This window comes from Aurantiacibacter sp. D1-12 (genome assembly GCF_028858515.1).
Lineage (GTDB): Bacteria > Pseudomonadota > Alphaproteobacteria > Sphingomonadales > Sphingomonadaceae > Alteraurantiacibacter.
In genome coordinates, this window is the sequence record NZ_JAPJZJ010000001.1 from 247,959 (window position 1) to 268,658 (window position 20,700).

The 20,700-nt window shown below is 61.1% G+C and carries 21 protein-coding genes; 14 read left to right on the plus strand and 7 right to left on the minus strand.

Annotated elements, in window-relative coordinates:
• Positions 1 to 66: 66 nt before the first annotated feature.
• Positions 67 to 2,232 (minus strand): primosomal protein N', encoded by a 2,166-nt coding sequence (locus tag OOZ52_RS01310; RefSeq protein ID WP_274697210.1) that lies wholly within the window; start codon positions 2,230 to 2,232, stop codon positions 67 to 69.
• Positions 2,233 to 2,291: 59 nt separating this feature from the next.
• On the opposite strand from OOZ52_RS01310, the gene OOZ52_RS01315 reads away from it, so the two are divergent.
• Complete coding sequence (locus tag OOZ52_RS01315) at positions 2,292 to 2,993, plus strand: DUF4197 domain-containing protein (RefSeq protein ID WP_274696679.1); 702 nt, start codon at positions 2,292 to 2,294, stop codon at positions 2,991 to 2,993.
• Positions 2,994 to 3,046: 53 nt separating this feature from the next.
• Positions 3,047 to 4,873 carry a cobaltochelatase subunit CobT gene (gene cobT, locus OOZ52_RS01320; RefSeq protein WP_274696680.1) on the plus strand — a complete coding sequence of 609 codons (1,827 nt, stop codon included), beginning with the start codon at positions 3,047 to 3,049 and terminating at the stop codon, positions 4,871 to 4,873.
• Between the two features lie 9 nt (positions 4,874 to 4,882).
• On the opposite strand, the gene OOZ52_RS01325 is transcribed toward cobT, so the two are convergent.
• Positions 4,883 to 5,548, minus strand: a complete 666-nt coding sequence (locus tag OOZ52_RS01325) for a hypothetical protein (RefSeq protein ID WP_274696681.1) — start codon at positions 5,546 to 5,548, stop codon at positions 4,883 to 4,885.
• Between OOZ52_RS01325 and OOZ52_RS01330 the strand changes: the two genes are divergently transcribed.
• From OOZ52_RS01330 to OOZ52_RS01350, 5 genes are all read left to right on the plus strand, one after another.
• Positions 5,547 to 6,080, plus strand: a complete 534-nt coding sequence (locus tag OOZ52_RS01330) for a DUF2939 domain-containing protein (RefSeq protein WP_274696682.1) — start codon at positions 5,547 to 5,549, stop codon at positions 6,078 to 6,080. The genes OOZ52_RS01325 and OOZ52_RS01330 overlap by 2 nt on opposite strands.
• A 191-nt stretch (positions 6,081 to 6,271) precedes the next feature.
• A complete protein-coding gene (gene cysS / locus OOZ52_RS01335) occupies positions 6,272 to 7,720 on the plus strand; it encodes a cysteine--tRNA ligase (RefSeq protein WP_274696683.1) in 1,449 nt (482 codons plus the stop codon).
• Between the two features lie 26 nt (positions 7,721 to 7,746).
• A complete protein-coding gene (locus OOZ52_RS01340; protein WP_274696684.1) occupies positions 7,747 to 8,415 on the plus strand; it encodes a hypothetical protein in 669 nt (222 codons plus the stop codon).
• Positions 8,416 to 8,552: 137 nt separating this feature from the next.
• Entirely contained in the window at positions 8,553 to 10,253 is a 1,701-nt protein-coding gene (locus OOZ52_RS01345) for an acetolactate synthase large subunit (protein ID WP_274696685.1), read from the plus strand.
• Between the two features lie 21 nt (positions 10,254 to 10,274).
• Positions 10,275 to 11,711: an aldehyde dehydrogenase family protein gene (locus OOZ52_RS01350; protein WP_274696686.1), complete on the plus strand. Its 1,437-nt coding sequence runs from the start codon at positions 10,275 to 10,277 to the stop codon at positions 11,709 to 11,711.
• On the opposite strand, the gene OOZ52_RS01355 is transcribed toward OOZ52_RS01350, so the two are convergent.
• Complete coding sequence (locus OOZ52_RS01355; protein ID WP_274696687.1) at positions 11,708 to 12,043, minus strand: hypothetical protein; 336 nt, start codon at positions 12,041 to 12,043, stop codon at positions 11,708 to 11,710. The genes OOZ52_RS01350 and OOZ52_RS01355 overlap by 4 nt on opposite strands.
• 10 nt (positions 12,044 to 12,053) lie before the next feature.
• Positions 12,054 to 12,242 carry a hypothetical protein gene (locus tag OOZ52_RS01360; RefSeq protein ID WP_274696688.1) on the minus strand — a complete coding sequence of 63 codons (189 nt, stop codon included), beginning with the start codon at positions 12,240 to 12,242 and terminating at the stop codon, positions 12,054 to 12,056.
• 162 nt (positions 12,243 to 12,404) lie between these two features.
• Between OOZ52_RS01360 and OOZ52_RS01365 the strand changes: the two genes are divergently transcribed.
• Both OOZ52_RS01365 and OOZ52_RS01370 read left to right on the plus strand, forming a co-directional pair.
• Positions 12,405 to 13,037: a S24 family peptidase gene (locus tag OOZ52_RS01365; protein ID WP_274696689.1), complete on the plus strand. Its 633-nt coding sequence runs from the start codon at positions 12,405 to 12,407 to the stop codon at positions 13,035 to 13,037.
• Positions 13,038 to 13,078: 41 nt separating this feature from the next.
• The gene (locus OOZ52_RS01370) at positions 13,079 to 13,744 is read left to right on the plus strand and encodes an MBL fold metallo-hydrolase (RefSeq protein ID WP_274696690.1); all 666 of its coding nucleotides are present in this window, start codon (positions 13,079 to 13,081) and stop codon (positions 13,742 to 13,744) included.
• Here the strand turns inward: OOZ52_RS01370 and OOZ52_RS01375 are convergent.
• Entirely contained in the window at positions 13,741 to 14,136 is a 396-nt protein-coding gene (locus OOZ52_RS01375) for an MAPEG family protein (RefSeq protein ID WP_274696691.1), read from the minus strand. The two genes, OOZ52_RS01370 and OOZ52_RS01375, sit on opposite strands and share 4 nt — an antisense overlap.
• Before the next feature lie 191 nt (positions 14,137 to 14,327).
• Here OOZ52_RS01375 and rpmF point away from each other — a divergent pair, with 191 nt between their 5' ends.
• From rpmF to OOZ52_RS01400, 5 genes are all read left to right on the plus strand, one after another.
• On the plus strand, positions 14,328 to 14,510 hold the full coding sequence (rpmF, locus tag OOZ52_RS01380; protein ID WP_274696692.1) for a 50S ribosomal protein L32: 183 nt from the start codon (positions 14,328 to 14,330) through the stop codon (positions 14,508 to 14,510).
• Between the two features lie 30 nt (positions 14,511 to 14,540).
• Entirely contained in the window at positions 14,541 to 15,611 is a 1,071-nt protein-coding gene (gene plsX / locus OOZ52_RS01385) for a phosphate acyltransferase PlsX (RefSeq protein ID WP_274696693.1), read from the plus strand.
• On the plus strand, positions 15,608 to 16,573 hold the full coding sequence (locus OOZ52_RS01390) for a beta-ketoacyl-ACP synthase III (protein ID WP_274696694.1): 966 nt from the start codon (positions 15,608 to 15,610) through the stop codon (positions 16,571 to 16,573). Before plsX ends, OOZ52_RS01390 begins: the two co-directional genes overlap by 4 nt.
• A 103-nt stretch (positions 16,574 to 16,676) precedes the next feature.
• Entirely contained in the window at positions 16,677 to 16,973 is a 297-nt protein-coding gene (locus OOZ52_RS01395) for an integration host factor subunit alpha (protein WP_274696695.1), read from the plus strand.
• Positions 16,974 to 16,978: 5 nt separating this feature from the next.
• Complete coding sequence (locus OOZ52_RS01400; protein ID WP_274696696.1) at positions 16,979 to 17,386, plus strand: MerR family transcriptional regulator; 408 nt, start codon at positions 16,979 to 16,981, stop codon at positions 17,384 to 17,386.
• Between the two features lie 33 nt (positions 17,387 to 17,419).
• Here the strand turns inward: OOZ52_RS01400 and OOZ52_RS01405 are convergent, their stop codons facing one another.
• Both OOZ52_RS01405 and OOZ52_RS01410 read right to left on the minus strand, forming a co-directional pair.
• Complete coding sequence (locus OOZ52_RS01405) at positions 17,420 to 17,953, minus strand: SixA phosphatase family protein (RefSeq protein ID WP_274696697.1); 534 nt, start codon at positions 17,951 to 17,953, stop codon at positions 17,420 to 17,422.
• Entirely contained in the window at positions 17,950 to 20,682 is a 2,733-nt protein-coding gene (locus OOZ52_RS01410) for an ATP-dependent DNA helicase (RefSeq protein WP_274696698.1), read from the minus strand. The genes OOZ52_RS01405 and OOZ52_RS01410 overlap by 4 nt, the downstream gene beginning before the upstream one ends.
• Positions 20,683 to 20,700: the final 18 nt, after the last annotated feature.

Here is a 20,700-nt window from a genome sequence, read left to right on the forward strand (position 1 = left end):
GCTGAAAGAGGGTAATGCGGTTTCTTTGGAAACCGGTTTTGGCAAAGTTGCCAAATCGCTGAGCGATTAGACGAAACTGTATGGATCGATATCCACGCCCACGCGCACGCCGGGCGGATGATCGATCCTGCCTAGCCAGTCGCGGATCACAGCTTGCAGGTTGGCGGTGCGTTTGGCGTTGATCAGCAGGCGGTAGCGGTAGCGATTGCGCAGGAGTGCGAGCGGTGCAGGAGCAGGGCCGAGGATCATTACATCGTCCAGATGCGGACGGGTGTCTCCGATGCGGTTGGCGGCTTCGCGGGCTTCCTTGTCGTGTTCGGAGGAAACGATGATCGCGGCCCAGCGGCCGAACGGTGGAGCACCCGCATGGCGGCGTGCGTCGGTTTCGGCTTCGTAGAAGGCATCGCGATCTCCCGCTTCGAGCGCAGCGATGACGGGCGCGTCGGGGTGGCGAGTCTGGATCAGCACTTCGCCGGGTTTTGAGCCTCTCCCCGCCCGCCCGGCGACCTGTGCGACTTGCTGGTAGGTGCGTTCGGCAGCGCGCAGGTCTCCACCTTCGAGGCCGAGGTCGGCGTCTATCACCCCCACCAGCGTCAGCTCGGGGAAATGAAAGCCCTTGGTTACGAGCTGCGTGCCGACAATCACATCAATCGCTTTGGCTTCCGCCATCGCGACGAACTCCGCCGCCTTCTCGGGCGAATTGAGCGTGTCCGACGTAACCAGCGCCACCCGCGCATCGGGCAGGACTTCGGCAACCTCGTCCGCGATCCGCTCCACGCCGGGGCCACAGGCGACAAGGCAATCGGGCTCGCCGCATTCGGGGCAGACTTCGGGCGGCTTGGTTTCGTGCCCGCAGTGGTGGCAGGCGAGGCGGCGCGAAAGGCGGTGCTCGACGAGCCATGCGCTGCAATTGGGGCACTGAAAGCGGAAGCCGCAGTTGCGGCACAGCGTCAGCGGCGCATAGCCCCGGCGGTTGAGGAAAAGCAGCGATTGCTCGCCTTTCTCCAGCCGGTCCTCCAGCGCGGCGCGCAAGGGGGCCGCAATCCATGCGCCACGCCCGGGTTGCTCTTCGGTCAGGTTGATCAGTTTGATCGTGGGCAGTGTCGCGCCACCATAACGGCTCGGCAGCACGAGTTTTTCGTAAGTCCCGCTATCCGCCATATGCAGGTTTTCGAGCGCAGGCGTGGCGCTGGCGAGCACCACGGGGATCGCTTCAAAATGCGCGCGCATCACCGCGACATCACGAGCGTTGTAGCGCACGCCGTCTTCCTGCTTGAAGCTGATCTCGTGCGCCTCGTCGACCACGATCAGGCCGAGGTTGGCATAGGGCAGGAACAGCGCCGAGCGCGCGCCGACCACCACCTGTGCTTCGCCACTGGCAATGGCGCGCCACGCGCGGCGGCGCTCGGTCGATTTGAGGCTGGAATGCCAGACGATGGGCGGAGTCCCGAAGCGCGCCTCGAACCGGGAGAGGAACGCCTCGGTCAGCGCGATCTCGGGCAGCAGGACGAGTACCTGGCGATCCTGTCGCAGCGCCTGCGCTACCGCTTCGAAGTACGTCTCCGTCTTGCCCGATCCGGTCACACCATCGAGCAGGAACGGCGCGAACTCCTCGGCTTCTACTGCCTCAACCAGCCGCGCGGACACCTCTTGCTGGTCTTCGGAGAGGTCCACCGTCGCATGGCCCGGCTCGGCGCGGGGGTAGGGGCGGTCGACATCGACCTCCACCGGCTCCAGCACGCCCTGATTGACGAGGCCACGCAGCACGCCTTCGCTCACACCCGCAATCCCCGCCAATTCGCGGATCGTCGCTTGCTCGCCTTCAAGCGCCTCAATGGCGACCTGACGTTGCGGTGTCATGCGTTCAGGCACTCCGCCGGACAGGCGATATTCGGTCATCGTTGCCGGACCGCGCAGCGCGCCGCCGCTCGAAATCACCATCCGGGCCACTGCGGCCATTGGGGCGATGTAGTAGTCGGCCGTCCATTCGATCAGCCGCCGCAGCTCATTGCGAAGGGGCGGCACGTCGAGCATCGCCAGCAAGGGTCGCAACTTCGCATCGGGAACCGAATTGGCGGGAAGCTTCTCTTCCTCCCACACAATGCCCATCACCTGCCGTGGCCCGAGCGGTGCCATCACGACACTGCCGTATTCCACCGCCATCCCGTCGGGCACGCTGTAGTCGAGCGGACCAAGCGCGGCGTTCATCACCAGTAGTCGGGCACGTTTTATAGGCATTGATCGTTATATGGGCACCGCGCTATCGGTGCGGCAAGGAGAGGAATGGGATTATGACCGAATTCGACATCGAAAAGGCGCGCACCAGCCGTCGCAAGTTCATCGCCGGGGCCGGAGCGAGCACCGCGCTGCTCGTGTTACCGGGTTGCGAGAGCCTTGGTGGCTTCAGCCTGACCGATGCGGTGCGCCGCCTGCTCTACCTCTCCAGCGAACGCGCCTTTGTCCGCATGCTGCAGCCCGGCGGCTTCTGGGACGAACAGGTCGCGGCAATCGGCCTGGAAAACCTGATCGGTTCGCGCGGCGGTGTCGTCGGCTCCATCCTGACTTCCAGCCTGTTCAAGGATCGGCTGGAAGGTGCCTTCGCCGATGTTGCGATTGAAGGTGCCGAACGCGCCGCGCCGATCGTGACAGACGCGGTGCGCGTCATCGGCATCCAGAACGCGGTCGCTCTGATCAACGGCGGTCCGCGCGCGGCTACCGGCTTCCTGCGTGACAATATGGGAACGACGCTGGTCGAGGCCATGGTGCCAGAGCTTGGCCAGGCTATGCGCGTGGCCAGCGAACCCTTGGTAGGAGAGCTGCTCGCAGGGCTCACCGGCATTGACGTGCGCGGTGTGGCGCAGAACGTCTCCACCCGTGTCGACAATGCCATCTGGAACGAGATCGGCTTTGAAGAAGCCGCCATCCGCGCCAACCCGCGCGAAACGGGTGATCCGTTGCTGATCGGCGTGCTGGGCGGGGGCAGCTTGCTGTAACGGGCATGTCTCCCCTTGCGCCGCGCGCTGCGTGCTTTAGCTAGCCCCAGCAGATGGCAGACGAATCTCCTCTCGATAAGTTCAAGCTTGCGCTGACCGGCGCGGCGCGTGCCATTGCGCGTGACGAAGAGGTGGAGGTCGGTTTCACCGCCGATGCTGCGAGCGAGCAGGGCAAGACCGCGCGCGTGCCCATGCCATCGCGCAGTATTCCTGCGGCCGATGCTGAGCTGGCGCGCGGCTATGCCGACAGCTTCGCGTTGCGCCTGCGCCACCACAATCCCGCGCTTCACATGCGCTCCCGTCCGGGCGAACCCGATGCACGGGCCTGCTATGACGCTATCGAGCGCGCGCGTTTCGAGGCTATTGGCGAGAACAACTTCGCCGGCATGCGCGGCAATCTTGCCGCCATGCAGGAACGCCGCATTGCCGCGAGCGAAATCTCGCGTGCTGAGACTGCCGATGACGTGCCGCTGCATACCGCGCTCGGGCTGATGCTGCGCGAAAAGCTCACCGGCCAGCCGATCCCCGAAGCCGCGCGGGACGGTGTCGAAATGGTGCGCGAGTTCATCGAAAGCCGCACCGGCGATGATTTTGAGCGGCTGAGCGAGCAGATCGAAGACCAGTCCGCCTTTCAGAAGCTCGGCCTCGACATGCTCCGCCATCTCGACATGGTGCCTGCCGAAGTGGACCCTGAAGACGGATTCGACGATGACGAGGGCGAGGATTCGGACGGCAGCGAGGAAGACGACAAGCCTGAAGACGAGGACGGCGACAACGACGCCACCGACCAGCCCGATGCGCGCGCTGAAGGAGCTGAAGGCGAGGAAGGCGAGGCCGAGGATCAGGACGAGGCAACGGGCGACGAGAACCTGGCCGAAGGTGATCCGGGCGACGATGGCGAGGAGTTCATGCTCCCGCAGCGCCGCAACGCGCCGTGGCAGGACTTGCCGCAAACGTTCGATTACCAGCCGTTCACCACCGAGTTCGATGAAGTCGTGGAGGCCGAAGACCTCTGCGATGTCGAAGAGCTGACACGGCTGCGCGCCTATCTCGACAGCCAGCTTGCCGGGCTGCAATCGGTGGTGACGCGGCTTGCCAACCGCCTCCAGCGCCGCCTGATGGCGCAGCAGAACCGCAGCTGGGATTTCGACCAGGAAGAGGGGCTGCTTGATGCCGCACGGCTTGCGCGCGTCATCGTCAGCCCTGGCCACTCGCTCAGCTACAAGCAGGAGCAGGAGCAGGACTTCAAGGATACTGTCGTCACCCTGCTGATCGACAATTCCGGCTCCATGCGCGGCCGCCCGATTTCCATCGCGGCGATCAGCGCCGATATCCTCGCGCGCACGCTCGAACGGTGCGGGGTGAAGGTGGAGATTCTCGGCTTCACCACCCGCGCTTGGAAAGGCGGGCAAAGCCGCGAAAAATGGCTGGGCGATGGCCGCCCGCAAAACCCCGGCCGCCTCAACGATCTGCGCCACATCATCTACAAAAAGGCAGACGAACCGATGCGCCGCGCACGCCGCAGCCTCGGCCTGATGATGCGCGAGGGCCTGCTGAAGGAAAACATCGACGGCGAGGCACTGCTCTGGGCGCACGAACGCCTGCTCGCCCGCCCCGAAGACCGCCGCGTGCTGATGGTGATTTCAGACGGCGCGCCGGTCGACGATTCAACGCTCAGCGTGAACACGGCGGGATACCTCGAGGGGCACCTACGCAAGGTGATCGAATGGATCGAAAAAGCCTCGCCCGTGCAGCTCGTGGCGATCGGTATCGGTCACGACGTGACGCGTTACTACAAGCGCGCGGTGACGATCATGGATGCCGAGCAGCTTGGTGGGACGATTATCGAGCAGCTGGCCGATTTGTTCGAGGTGGAGTGATGGGTGATCTCAGATCAAGCTCGCACGTCGAAGGCTTTCTTCTAACTCCCAACCAATCTGGCGAACGCTAAAGTGTTCTAAGCCCATCATGTTTTGAGGTGGCTGTCCGTCTTGCTCATAAATCCAATGTGCCGTGCGCGACAACTTCACATATGCGTCGTTTGATAGTTGGGCGTCCACATGTCCCCCTCCATCTTGGTTACGTACGGAGGCTATGAGTTCTTTCCGCGTGAGCGACCAAGACATTTGGGGGCCAGCAGCGATCTTCTCTTGTTTCCACCACCTGTTAAAGTTCACCGTTCGGAGAAATGGACCGTCACCTAGAAATGCGAAGTAGCCGTTTCTCGCTCCGCCCATAGTTATCCCCACCAAGTCATGGCTCACCATCAGATTATTTGGATTAAGTGGCATTACCGTGGTGACAAAATCGATAGAGTTTCTGACACCTTTTTGAGTCAACAGCGAAGTAGTGCGGCCAGCGTCATGGCAGAGTATATGGATCGCTGACGCTATCCTAGGGGCCTCCCACTCTTCGCCTTCGTCAAATCCCCTGCAAGAGCTTTGCAATGCCCTGACTTGTCCTTCGAAGGCCCGGTCAATTTCCAATGGAGTTTTTTGATATGTCATAGACATCATGTAGTTGCCTACGCTTGTCTTGCAATTGAGATCCATCATGAAAAAACTCCTCACCCTCATCCTCCTCGCAGCCCTCGCATTCGGCGGGTGGTATTTCGCTTCGCCGTGGTGGGCTATGAAGTCGCTGGCCGATGCGGCGCAGGCGGGGGACATGGCGGCGCTGGAGGAGCGGGTGGACTTTCCTGCTTTGCGCGCTTCGGCAAGCGAGCAATTGGGTGATGCCGTGCAGCGGCAGCGTGATGAAGGCGGTATCCTTGGCGAGATTGGCGGGGCAATTGCGGATCGGTTGGGTGATGAAGTTATCGACCGGACGGTGACGCCCAATTCAGTCGGTGCGCTGGTCGCCTCAGGCGCCTTCGTTGTAGGAATGCTGCCCGAACGTCTGCGCGGTCAGGAGCTGAGCTGGGATGTGGAGCGCGAAGGCCTCGACAACTTCCGCGCGCACGGCACCTTCGAAGATGGCACGCGCGGCCCGACGCTGATTTTCCGTCGCGAGGGGCTGGGCTGGGTGATGACGGGGTTTGAACTGCGTGACCCGAATGAGCCCACAAACGAATTCGGGTCTTTCTGATTTCACTTTCCTACAGGCGGGCGAAATGCGCAGCTTCGCGCCATGTCCGACCACCCGCCAAGACCCGCAGAAATCCGCGCCTCACAGCCTCAATTCTCGCCGCAAGAATATTCCGCTCAGGACACTGTCACACCTGTAACACCTTGTAGGAGTTGCGGCCTTTCGCCAGCCGCTCTAAGCGCCTTTCCAACATGACCGACCTCAAGCTCTTCAACTCGCTCACCCGCCAGATCGAGCCGTTCGTGCCCGTCCATCCCGGCGAGGCGCGCGTCTACACCTGCGGGCCGACGGTCTACAACTACCCGCACGTGGGCAACATGCGCGCCTACGTGTTTGCGGATGTGCTGGGCCGCACGTTGAGCTGGAAGGGCTACAAGCTCACCCATGTCATCAACATCACCGATGTCGGCCACCTGACCGACGATGCCGATGCGGGTGAGGACAAGATGGAGAAGATGGCTGCGGAGAAAGCGCAGTCGATCTGGGACATCGCGCGGCACTATACCGAGGCCTACTGGGCGGACGTGGAGGCGCTGAACATCCGCCAGCCGGCGAAGTGGTCGGTGGCGACCGACTACGTCGAAGAAATGCTCGAGTTCGCAAAGAGCATTGCGGACAAGCACTGCTACGAGCTCGAAAGCGGCCTCTACTTCGATGTCTCGACCGTAGAGGACTACGGACGACTGGCGCGTGCTGTCACCGAGGAAGGCGAGGGCCGCATCGACACGGTCGAGGGCAAACGCAACGCCGCTGACTTCGCGATCTGGCGCAAGACACCTGCGGGCGAAAAGCGACAGATGGAATGGGGCTCGCCCTGGGGCAAGGGCGCGCCCGGCTGGCATCTCGAATGCTCGGTGATGGGCGAGAAGCTGCTCGGCTTCCCCTTCGACATCCACACCGGCGGCATCGACCACCGCGAGATCCACCACCCGAACGAGATCGCCCAGAACCAGGCCTTCTGCGGTTGTGGTGGTCTGTCAGACGCGACCAACTCGGGCGCGAAGATGTGGATGCACAACAACTTCCTCGTCGAACGCTCGGGCAAGATGAGCAAATCGAGCGGGGAGTTCCTCCGCCTGCAATTGCTGATCGACAAGGGTTATCACCCGCTCGCCTACCGCATGATGTGCCTGCAGGCGCATTACCGCAGCGAACTCGAGTTCAGTTGGGAAGGGCTGGAAGCGGCGCTCGTACGGCTGAAGCGGATCGTGATGCAGGTCGAGCGGATTACGGATACAGAAGCGCAGCCCGAGGCGGAACACCCCAAGTTTACGCCAATGCTCGCCAAGTTCGACGATGCCATGGCCGATGACCTGAATACGCCGCTTGCACTGACCGCGCTCGAAGAGGCGCTCGCGGTCAAGAAGGTCGATGCCGGCATCAAGCGCGCCGTGATCGAAGGGATGGACGAGGTGCTCGGTCTCGACTTGTTCGGAATCGACCGCAAGGCTCTACGCATCCGCCCGAAGGCCGCGCAGATCACCGAAGCCGAGATCGAAGACATGCTCGCCCGCCGCAAGGCCGCGCGGGCGGAGAAGGACTTTGCAACGTCCGATGCCCTGCGTGACGAGCTCGCGGCGAAGCGCGTCGAGGTCATGGATGGCGATCCGCTTGGCTGGGAGTGGAAGCTCGTGCAATAGTCGCGAGTTGTCGGGGGGAAACCGGAATGGCAAAGATCTATCTGAGCGTCGGATCGGGCTTAAGTGCGGAGCAGGAGGCATTCGTTCAGGCATTGGAAAGCCGGGTGCAGGCGGCCGGGATGACCACGCACACCGTTGGCCGGAACGAGTTTTCGAGCGACACGCCGCTAAAGGCCGTGATCGCACTAATGGACGAGTGCGACGGCGCCATCGTGCTTGCGCTTGAGCGTCTGCGTTTCGAAAGTGGTATCGAGCGCCCGTCGAGCGAGAAGGAACAGGTGCTCGGCCCCACGTCGCTGGCAACATCATGGAACCAGATCGAAGCGACGCTGGCATACGAGCGGAAACTGCCGCTTCTTGTCCTTGTGGATGACTGCCTGCGTCAGGACGGTATGCTTGAGCCCAACAATGACTGGTACGTCGAGAACTTACAGCTCGATCCGGGACAGCTGGACAGCAAGGAATTCATCGGCCGGTTCAGGCACTGGCTTTCCAAGGTAGAGCACTTCGATGGCCAAGCAACCGCGATGCAGGAAGCGGGCCAGACTGATGCGGACATCGCTTCCCGCAGCATTGGTGACTGGCTGCGCACGTTTACACCCGCACAAGCGTGGGGAATTCTAGCCTCTCTGGCTGCCGCAATCGCTGGCTCTTTCGCCTTGGGTCTGTGGTTGGGCAAGACAATCGGCGGCTGAACGTGTAGTGGGCACATCTTGTTTGCCCTCCACCAGCATGTCTGGTGCAAGTTGAAGCAGGACACTTTGCAAGCCGCCTGCTAGGGCGGATTAATCAGAACCGGCTGTAACCGGTCGATAAGGTCGCAGCGAATGGCATGGGGCAAGCGCCAAGGCGTTGCCCAAACAGGGGAATAGCGACTGTGACCGACACCAAGAAAGCATCAGACCTGTTCATCGAATGCCTGGAGGCGGAAGGTGTCGAGTACATCTTCGGTGTTCCGGGGGAAGAGAACCTCGACTTCCTCGAGAGCCTGTCCGACAGCAAGCAGATCAAGCTCATCCTCACGCGGCATGAACAGGGCGCCGGCTTTATGGCGGCGACTTACGGCCGCCACACGGGCAAGACCGGCGTGTGCATAGCTACGCTCGGCCCGGGTGCGACCAACTTCGTAACCGCGGGGGCTTACGCGCAACTCGGCGGAATGCCGATGATGATGATCACCGGACAGAAGCCGATCAAGAAGAGCAAGCAGGGCCGCTTCCAGATCCTTGATGTGGTCGAGATGATGGGGCCGATTACCAAATACGCGCACCAGCTGGCGGCGGGCGAGAACATCCCCAGCCGCGTTCGCGAAGCCTTCCGCCTGGCAGAGGAAGAGAAACCCGGCGCGGTACATATCGAGTTTCCTGAAGACATCGCCGAAGAGCAGTGCACCTCCCGCCCGATTCCCGCATCGGTTGCGCGCCGCCCGTCTGCGGAAAGCAAGGCTGTACGGCAGGCGGTGGAGGCGCTTGAGGCGGCAGAACGACCAGTGCTGGTGATCGGTGCTGGCGCCAACCGGAAGATGACCAGCCGCATGTTGCGCCAGTTCATCGAGAAGACCGGCATTCCCTTCGTCACCACACAGATGGGCAAGGGCGTGATTGATGAACGTCACCCGCTGTTCCTCGGCTGCGCGGCGCTCTCTGCCGGGGACTTCGTTCACCGCGCGATCGAGGCGAGCGACTGCATCGTAAACATCGGGCACGACGTGATCGAGAAACCGCCCTTCTTCATGGATCAGGGCGGGGCTACGGTGATCCACGTCTCGACCAAGACGGCAGAGGTAGACCCGGTCTACTTCCCGCAGATCGAAGTGATCGGCGATATCGCCAACGCTATCTGGCAGATCAAGGAAGACATCGTCCCGCAAGGCAAGTGGAACGCCGATGTTCTCACCCAGTACCGCCGTGCAGAAGAGGAGCACGCTGCCAGCCTCTGCGACGACGCGCGCTTCCCGATCTTCCCGCCGCATCTCGTCAAGCAGGTGCGCGAAAGCATGCCCGAAGATGGCATCATCTGCCTCGATAACGGCGTCTACAAGATCTGGTTTGCGCGAAACTACACCGCTTACCTTCCGAACACCGTGCTGCTCGACAACGCGCTCGCCACGATGGGGGCAGGGCTGCCCAGCGCGATGATGAGCGCTATGCTCTATCCAGAGCGCAAGGTGATGGCGATCTGCGGCGATGGCGGCTTCATGATGAACAGTCAGGAGATGGAAACCGCGGTGCGCCTCGGCCTCAACCTCACGGTATTGATCCTCAATGACAGCGCCTACGGCATGATCCGGTGGAAGCAGGCCAACATGGGCTTCAAGGACTGGGGACTGACCTACAACAACCCCGATTTCGTCGCCTACGCCAACAGCTACGGTGCGACCGGTCACCGCGTGGAAAGCAGCGATCACCTGCGCGAAGTGCTCACCCACTGTCGCGATACGCCAGGTGTCCATTTGATCGATTGCCCGGTCGACTATGCCGAGAACGACCAGATCCTGAACCATGATATCAAGGAACTGAGCCAGAAGCTTTGACTTGATAGAGCAGGAGGTTTCATGCCCACTCTCAAAGACACGTACCCGCTCTATCTGAACAACAAGGCCGCGCAGCCAAACACCGATCTGGAGGTGATCGACAAGTACACCGGAGAGGTTGCGTTCCGCACGGCTCTCGCGACGCCTGACGTGATCGAGGAAGGCATCGCCGGAGCAGTCCGAGCGACTGAACCGATGGCGAAAATGGCGAGCTTTGAGCGGCAGGCCGTGCTCGAACATTGCGTGTCGCGCTTCCGTGAACGGTTTGACGAGCTGGCCTACGCTTTGTGTGTCGAGGCTGGAAAGCCGATCAACGATGCCGAGGGCGAAGTCACCCGGCTGATCGACACCTTCAAGATCGCCGCCGAGGAAGCGACACGCAACTATGGCGAGGTGCAACCGCTCGACATCTCGGCGCGCGCGAAGGGGTACATGGGCATGTGGAAGCGCGTGCCGATTGGTCCGTGCAGCTTCATCTCACCCTTCAACTTCCCGCTCAACCTCGCCGCGCACAAGATCGCGCCAGCGATAGCCGTGGGTTGCCCGTTCGTCATGAAACCGGCGAGCAAGACGCCGCTCGGCGCGCTGATCATGGGTGAGATTCTGGCAGAGACCGACTTGCCCGAGGGCGCCTTCAGCATCCTGCCCGCCAGCCGCGATGGCGCGGATCTGTTCACCGAAGATGAGCGGCTCAAATTGCTCAGCTTCACCGGCTCGCCCGGAGTGGGCTGGGCGCTCAAGGCCAAGGCGGGCAAGAAGCCTGTCGTGTTGGAACTGGGTGGCAATGCGGCGGTGATTGTCGACAAGGATGCCGATCTCGACCACGCGCTGGAACGGATCATCTTTGGTGCTTTCTACCAGAGCGGTCAAAGCTGCATCGGCGTACAGCGTATCATCATCCATGAGGATGTCTATGACCGCTTCAAGGCCATGCTTGTCGAGAAGACCGCTTCGCTTGTTGCTGGTGACCCGAAGGACCCCAAGACCTTCATCGGTCCGATGATCTCCAATGGCGAAGCGAGCCGCCTCAAAGGTTGGATCGACGATGCGGTGGCGAATGGCGCGACGCTGCTGTGCGGCGGCGGGCTGACAAATGGCAACATGCTTGAGGCGACTCTGCTAGAGGGCGTGCCGCGCAATTGCGATGCCAACACCGAAGAAGCGTTCGGGCCGCTGGCGAACCTGTCCAGGTTCTCCGACTTCTACGAAGCGCTTGATCAGGTGAACGACAGCAAGTTCGGCCTGCAGGCGGGTATCTTCACGCGCGATATCCATCAGGTGCTCGATGCCTGGGACACGCTCGACGTTGGCGGCGTGGTGGTGAACGATGTCTCGTCTTACCGTGTCGACAACATGCCCTACGGCGGGGTGAAGGACTCAGGGCTGGGCCGCGAAGGCATCCGCTTTGCGATGGAAGACATGACCGAAATCCGGAACCTTGTAATCCGGCGCATCTAACCCTCCTCCAGCAGCAGTATCTCGCACGTCACCGTCAGGCACGGCGGATCGAGAACTGAATCTACCTCCACGACCGCAGCATCCGCCACCAGTTGGCCGGGGATGGCGAACTCGTGCTCCGGCAGGAAGGCGATGAAGCATTCGCCTGCTTCGACGGCTTCCCTGCCTTCGAACCGCATGACGACGCGGTGCCGCGCACCGGCAAAGGTGATGCTGGCCCAGCTGCGTTCTGTATGCGTAGTAACCGTACCAAGCCCCTTGGCGAGTTCGGCCAATGCTTCTGCAAGCTTCTCACGCGGACCCTTGCGTCGTTTGCGCAGAGGGTTCCTCATCGGCTTTGGATCAGTATGCACCAGTCGTCTCCCGATATTCGTTCATGAAATGTTCTACTCGTGCTTCCATTGCAGCACGGGGCATGCGGCCATTGCGCAGATCTAGCACAAAGCGCGGATCGCTGGCGGCGAGGCGGCCGAACTTGGTCGGCGGCATTCTGGTGTGGCGAAGGAAGACTTCGATCTTGCGGATGAGCATGCGTGTGACCCCTCACAGCTGAAGTTGGACCATTGGTGCGAGCGACTCGGCGTTGAAACTCCAGGCCGACTCGATGGATGTAAAACAGCGCGTGAAATCCTACTTGTCTAGGAAAAATACATCGGGTAGGAAGTTTTTGGTAACTACAGGTAGGAAAACTGCATGGATCCGCGCGAGAAACTGATGCTGGCAGCGAATGGTCATGGTAGCAGTCTAGCTGCCCTGTCGCGCATGATCGGAAGAAATCCAACCTATCTTCAGCAGTATATTACTAAGGGAAGTCCCAAGAAACTTGAGGAAGAAGACCGGCGCAAGCTTGCGCAGTACCTCGGTATTGATGAGGCAGATCTGGGTGGTCCGCAGGATAAATCCTACGCTCCGAATCGAAAGGGTGACTGGATCGATGTGCCGCGTCTGGAAGTGGATGCATCTGCCGGACCGGGTGCCATCCCGGCAGAGGAGAAGGCGTTCGACGCCTTCCGCTTCTCGCGCAAATGGCTTTCCGAGCAGGGCCTCGACGGCGCGCAGCTTTCCGCCATTCGCGTTGTGGGCGATTCGATGGAGCCTCTCCTGCGCGAAGGTGACGAGGTGCTTGTCGACCGCCGTGAACAACCCTTCCGCGATGGCGTCCACGTAGTTCGGCTGGACGACAGCCTGCTCGTCAAGCGCGTCGCAAATCAGGGGGCAGGGCGCTTTAGCCTGCTGAGCCAGAACTTGGCCTATCCACCGATCCAGGTGAACGCTGAAGAGTTTGACGTGATCGGCCGTGTGGTTTGGAAGAGCGGGCGGGTTTGAAGATGCTTGCCTTGCGTGGCCTCTGACGCCATCTGGCGCGCATGAGCAATCCAGTCCCTATCAACGCCGCCATCGTGCCCGTCACGCCGTTCCAGCAGAATTGTTCGCTAGTGTGGTGCACCAAGACGATGCGCGGGGTTCTGGTCGATCCCGGGGGTGAGTTGGACAAACTCAAGGCCGCCGTCGCCAAAGCCGGTGTGACGCTGGAAAAGATCATCCTCACCCACGGCCACGCGGATCATTGCGGGCAGGCAGGCATGCTCGCGAAGGAGCTGGGGCTGCCCATCGAAGGACCGCATGAGGCGGACCGGTTCTGGATCAGCCGCCTTGACGATGATGGTCCGCGTTTCGGCATGGAATGCGAGGTTTTCGAGCCCACGCGCTGGCTCGAAGATGGGGACACTGTCCGCTTTGGCGAAGTCACGCTCGAGGTTATTCACTGCCCGGGCCACACGCCTGGCCACGTGGTTTTCTTCCACCGTGAAGCCAATTTCGCTTTCGTGGGTGACGTGCTTTTCAACGGTAGCATCGGCCGTACCGATTTCCCGATGAGCGATCATCAGAGTCTGCTCGATGCGATTACGCAGAAGCTTTGGCCGCTGGGCGATGGTGTCACCTTCGTGCCTGGTCATGGCCCGACCAGCACTTTCGGCAAGGAACGCCAGAGTAATCCCTTCGTGGGTGATGCTGCGATGGCGCGGGGTTAGATTAGCTTTACCCCCGCAAGGATAGCGGCGATTGCCAGCCCCAGGGTGGGGATAAGCGTGCACATCATGCCGATCATTCGCAGCATGCCGGGTTTGTCTGCATCCAGCCCGATGGCGTGCAGAATGCGTCCGATCAGAAATAGGCCAGCAGCAACGCCCAGTAGCCAGCCGGAATGTCCGGTTATCTCCAGTGCGAAAACCAGCAGCAACAGAAGCGGGGTGTATTCGATAAAATTGCTCTGTGCTCGCATCGCCCGCTGCAAGGTGACATCGCCGCCATCACCGTGGGCGATCTTGCCTTTGGTTCGCGCGCGTCCGCAACGCATGGCAAGCCACAAGTTGGTCAGTGCCGCGATCCCCGCACTAAGCAGCGTAATGTGTAAGTCAGGCATACAATCTCCCGATTCGGTCCGGAATGATGCCTAGGCCTGGTCCACAGCGCTTGCAACGCGCGGAAAAGTCGGTATAGCGCGCGCCTTCGCCGCACCAGCGAGTTAGTTCGCCACCGCGCTTGCGCGTGGGTGAGCCTTCGCCTAGGGCGGCACCCAACAGTTTTTATCAGTTTACAGGATTAGGTGCCGAGATGGCTGTCCCTAAGAGAAAAGTTTCACCGCATCGCCGGGGCAATCGCCGGGGTCATGATTCGCTCAAGGTCGAGGCGTTCCACGAATGCTCGAACTGTGGCGAACTCAAGCGCCCGCACATGCTGTGCAATGCCTGTGGTCACTACAATGGCCGTCAGGTAATCGAGCCCAAGGGTCTCTAAGACTTCCGCATTGGATAGGAGCGCTAACGCATGACTCTGCCGCGTATCGCGATTGATGCGATGGGCGGGGATGAAGGCGTGCGCGTGATGGTGCATGGCGCTGCCGAGGCGCGCCGCAACCACGACAGGTTCCGTTTCCTGCTTGTGGGTGACGAAACGCGGATCAAAGCCGCGCTCGATGAACACCCGGGCATGGCATCTGCCAGCGAAATTCTGCATTGCGACGAGGTTGTGGCGGGCGACGAAAAGCCCAGCCGCGCGCTTCGCCGTGCGAAAACCACCAGCATGGGCCTGGCTATCAATGCGGTGAAGGAAGGCGAATGTGCTGCTGCGGTGAGCGGTGGCAATACCGGCGCACTGATGGCGATGAGCAAGCTCGCGCTGCGCACAATGCCTGGTATTGATCGACCGGCTTTGGCGGGTCTCATGCCCTCACTGGGCGATAATGATGTCGTGATGCTGGACCTTGGCGCCAACACCGATTGCGATGCCCGCAACCTGGTGCAGTTTGCCATTATGGGTGCCGCCTATGCACGGATTGTGACCGGCAAGCCGCAGCCGCGCGTACGCCTGCTCAACATCGGCACGGAAAGCATCAAGGGCACAGATAATTTGCGTACCGCCAGCCAGCTTCTGACCGATGCAGGGCTGGCCATGGAGTTCGACGGCTTTATCGAAGCGGACAAGATCAATCGCGGTGAAGTGGACGTGGTGGTGACCGACGGATTCTCGGGCAACATCGCGCTCAAAGCCATCGAAGGCTCTGCGCGTTTCGTGACCGATTTGCTCAAAACCGCGTTCTCAAGCTCGCTGCGTTCCAAGATTGGCTTCCTTGTCAGTCGTCCGGCTACCGAGCTGCTGCGCCATCATCTCGACCCGAACAATCACAACGGCGGCGTCTTCCTCGGCCTGAACGGCGTGATCGTAAAATCGCACGGCAGCGCCAATGCCAAGGGCGTGGCGAATGCCGTGCATGTCACCGCGCGCCTGTTGGAAGACGACATCACCACCCGCATTGCCGCAGATCTTGCGGAGCTGGGCGAGGATGCCTTGCGAGACAGTGGCCAGCCAGCTTCCAACGGAGAAGAGCAAAGCAAATGATCCGTTCGGTTATTCTGGGATCGGGTTCGGCCCTGCCGAAGCGCTGCGTCAGCAATGACGAGCTTGCACAGACGGTCGACACTAGCGACGAATGGATCCGCGAGCGCACAGGCATCACCCAGCGCTATATTGCAGGAGAGGGTGAAACGACCGGAACACTCGCCACAGCAGCAGCACAGGCAGCTATGGCCGATGCGGGTGTCACCATCGAACAGATCGACCTGATTGTTCTCGCCACGGCAACCCCTGACAACACCTTCCCTGCCACCGCCACACAGGTCCAGTCGGCCCTTGGCGGCAGCGGCTTTGCGGCCTTCGATGTTGCGGCTGTTTGCTCCGGCTTTCTCTACGCAATGGGTACTGCAGATTCGATGATCCGGTCCGGTATGGCGAAGCGCGCCATTGTGATTGGCGCCGAAACCTTCAGTCGTATCCTCGATTGGGAAGATCGCACTACCTGTGTGCTTTTTGGCGACGGGGCAGGGGCGCTTGTTTTGGAAGCGCAGGAAGTGGCAGAAGATGGCCCAGGTGTGCTCGCAACGCGTTTGCATGCAGAAGGTGAGCACTGCGAAATGCTCTATGTCGACGGCGGGCCTTCGACCACTGGTGAAGTGGGCAAGCTACGCATGAAGGGGCGTGAAGTCTTCCGTCATGCGGTGACCAACCTTTCCAGCGTTCTGGGAGAGGTTCTGGATGAAGCGGGCTATGTGCCTGCGGATATAGACTGGGTCGTACCGCATCAGGCCAACCAGCGCATCCTGGATGCAACCGCCAAGAAACTCGGCCTGCCCAAGGAAAAGCTGGTTGTGACGGTGGCGCAGCACGCCAACACCTCGGCTGCCTCGGTTCCGCTCGCTTACGACGTTGCACGTAAGGACGGACGGATCAAGAAAGGTGACCTCATTGCGCTTGAAGCAATGGGTGGAGGCTTCACGTGGGGCGCAAGTCTCCTGCGCGCGTAGGATTTTTCCCGCAAAAACAGCGTAGCTCGCTTGCTTTCCCTATCCTCTCGCTTCATAAACCATCTGTGGGTCGGCTGATTTTGGAGGATTAGGAATGGATTCCATGCGATCCGTTGGAACTTTGACACGTGCCGATCTGGCAGAGACGATCAACCACAAGATGGGTTTTTCCCGTGCGGAAAGCCTTGATCTGGTCGAAGCGATCCTTGCCAAGATGTGTGATGCCATGGCCGATGGGGAGAACGTGAAGATCTCCGGCTTCGGCAGCTTTATCCTACGCGACAAGAAAGAACGCATTGGCCGCAACCCCAAGACGGGCGTTGAAGTGCCGATCACGCCGCGCCGGGTGATGACCTTCCGCGCCAGCCACAAGCTGAAAGACCGGATCGCCAAGGCCTGATGGGTATGGAAAACTCCCCGGGGCCGCTGTTTGATGACGGCAAGGCTGAAGGTGCGATGCGCACCATCGGGGAAGTTTCCAGCGCATTCGGCATCAAGGCGCATGTCCTGCGCTATTGGGAACAGCAATTCCCTTCACTCCAGCCATTGAAGCGGAGTGGAGGGCGCAGGCTTTATCGCGCCGAAGATGTGGCCATGGTCGAAACAATCAATCGGCTGGTCAATCAGGAAGGCTACACGCTGAAAGGCGCAAAAAAGGCGATTGCTGCCGGCGCATCCGGCGCCATCAGCCAGCTTGCCGAAACGGCTACGACTGTTGCGCCTCCTGTGGCTGAAACGACCGGATCACCTCCACCTGAAGTGACCCAACAATTGCGAGCGATCCGTGATCGCCTTGCTGCGGCGCTGGACTAACAGCCTCGCTAACCCACTTCTGATCGGGCGTGTCTAGCCCATTGTCTGCGGGCCAAGATTCGCATCAAGGTCGCGCGGGCGGGCGAAGTGGACGAGCCTGCCGCACTCCGGCGCAAGATCGCTCCAGTCTTCGATTTCGAGCTCGAACATTGCAAATGCAGCGGTCGGGTACTTCCGCATCACATTATGAAACAGGTCGTTCTCGTCTTCATGCGCGACCAGGTTGAGCGCCAGCTCCTGCATTCCCGGGTTATGGGCGATGACCAGCACCGCATCACTATTACCGGCATGTCTGCTCACCAGTGTCATGAGAGTGGAGGCGTCTGCAAGGTATGCCTTTTCATCGAACGTAACGGGCAGATCGAGTTCGCTTGCGTCCAGTGTCCGCTTTACCCGTTCCGCCGGACTGGCAATGGCCATGTCCCAGTTGGCGCCATATTCACGGATATAGTCGCCCATCAGCTTGGCACCGCGTCTGCCACGATCATTCAGGCCGCGATCGAAATCCCGCAGGCTGAGATCGTCCCAATCGGATTTGGCGTGGCGCAGCAGGCCGAGGCGTTTCAAACTGGTGTGTCCTCTTGTCTTTCGTCCGCAACGCACGAAACACCGCTGGCCACGCGTTGTAAAGCCTCATCAAGCGAAAGCCGGATAATCGGCACACCTTTGGGAAAGGCGCTTAGTAACCGGCTGGGAAAGGCGGAGGAGAGTACAATGAAATGGCCCTTGTCATTACGGCTGCGGATCAGGCGTCCGAAGGCTTGCGCTAGTCGCCCGCGAATGATCCGGTCATCGTAGGCGCTGCCTCCTTGGGCTGCGCGGCGGGCGCGGTGGAGAATGCTGGGCTTGGGCCATGGAACCTGCTCCATGACCACACAGCGCAGACTCTCGCCCGGAACGTCCACGCCATCGCGCAAGGCATCGGTACCCAGCAGACTGGAGCGCGGATCGTCGCGGAAGATATCGACCAAAGTGCCCGTATCGATTGGGTCGACGTGCTGGGCGAACAAAGGCAATCCGGCGCGGGCAAGCCTGTCGGCAATGCGCCCGTGCACTGCACGCAGTCTTCTGATCGCTGTGAACAGGCCGAGCACCCCGCCGCCCGATGCCTCGATAATCCGCGCATATGCTCCGGCGAGCCCTGCAAGGCCGCCCTTTTTCACATCGGTGACGATCAGCACCTCGGCGTTGTTGGCGTAGTCGAACGGGCTTTCGGCCTCCGTCACACGCGGCTGGACTTCGATATGCGGCGCGCCTGAGCGGGCTATAGCGGATTCCCAGTCACGCCCTTCGGCTAGCCGGTCTGTCAGCGTGGCGCTGGTCAGCATGACGCCATGCGCGCCCTCCAGCACGGTGTTGGCAAAAGGCTTCATCGGATCGAGGAAGTGGCGGTAGAGACCGATGTCGAACTCGCGCGTATCGTTGCGGTCAACCGCCAGCCAGTCGACAAATTCGGGATCGGCGGGGCCGCCAAGTCGCCCGAGCAGTGCTTCCCATGCCGCCAACGTATCGATCCGCCAGCTGAGTGAGAAGCGCGCGCCGTCGATGCGTGCTCTGCCTTGGCCATCGAGCCAGTCGGGTGCCTCTTCCAGCATAGCTTCCAAGCGGACGCCCAACTTGATCAGAGGAATACGGATTGCAGACAGGGCCTGGGCTGCATTTTGTGCGAGCTCGATAAAGTTGCCTTCCAGTCCGGCCGCTTCGGTCTCGATCCCGTACCCTGCGTCCGCTGCGCCGCTTTCATCGCGAGCATAGGTCACCCCGCGAACGGCAGCGAGCAGAGTTTCGATCTCCCCTGACGGCGCATTCTCTGCGATGCGGCCTAGCCAGCCATCGGAAGGAAGCGCGAGCGCGGCATCGCGTGCCGCCTCAATCGCTTCGCCGCCCGCCTCGTCATAGCTGGCAACATCGGCGAGACGGGCAGAGAGTCCGCGCCTGCGGCCCTTGGAACCACGTTCCGGCCCAATGATCCAACGGCGAAGTTCGATGGCCTCCTGTCCGGTGAGTGCGGCAGAGAAGGTACTGTCGGCTGCATCAAAAACGTGGTGCCCCTCGTCAAAAATGATGCGGGTGGGACGTTGCGCATGGTCTCGCCCGCGCGCCGCATTGACCATTACCAGTGCATGGTTGGCGATCACCAAATCAGCCTGCGCGGAAGCTCTCGCAGCGCGCTCGATAAAGCACTTCCGGTAGTGCGGGCAGCCTGCATAGACGCATTCACCGCGCTGATCGGTGAGCGATTTGATAGCGCGGTTGCGGAACAGCGTGCCCAGCCATCCGGGAAGGTCTCCACCGATCATGTCGCCATCGCGGGTAAACGCCGCCCACCGCGCCACCAACTGCGCGACGACTGCCGCGCGGCCGCCAAAGCCGCCTTGTACAGCATCTTCCAGATTGAGCAGGCAGAGGTAGTTCTCTCGTCCCTTGCGAATGATCACTGGTCGTGACCCGTCTGCACGCTTCTCCGGCCATGCACGGCGGCTTTCGGCACGCAACTGGCGCTGCAGGTTCTTAGTATAGGTACTTACCCAGACCGTGCCCTTAGCTTCGCGCGACCAGAGTGATGCCGGGGCGAGATAGCCCAGTGTCTTGCCGATGCCCGTACCCGCCTCGGCCAGTAGGACGTGCGGTCGCGCATGCTTCTCGCGCGGGGCAAAGATGTTTCTGACTGCGCCGGCATAATTGCGTTGGCCTTCGCGCCTTTCCGCGCCCTCTCCGGTCAGATATTCAAGCTCATCAAGGATTACAGCCTCAGGAAGATTTACTTGTCCCGGCTGCGGCCGCTCGGGTACTTCCTCCCACTCAGGCAGGCGGGCAAAGAGCCATCGCTCAGCTTTTTCCGGCTGGCGAATGTGCGGCGCGAGGACCGGTGCCCACGGCCAGCGCAGCTTGGCGAGCGATTGCAGCACGCTCCATGCACCTTCACGCTCGGCCCAATCCTCTTTCTCACAGCGCGCAAGCAGTTCGCCTGCCGCCAGTTGCAAAAATTCCGGCACATTGGATCCATCAGCAGGCTCGTCCAGCCCAAGCGCATGCGCCAGCCCTTTGGGCGTGGGCACACAGAACTTCGCGGGATGGATGAAGGCGAACAGCTCGAGAAGGTCGAGGCCCGAGAGGTCAGGGTATCCCAAACGCGTCGCGATCAGTGGGGCGTTCACGATAAGGTGCGGCGTATCGGCCGCTGACATCACCGCCTCACCCTTGGAAATCCCGTGCGTTTCACAATTCACAGCGCGCGCCCAGCTGCCCGCATGGCTGGCGTGCAGAGCGGGAAGGGGGAGAGGATGCGCAGCCATCGGTGCCACTATCGCGCA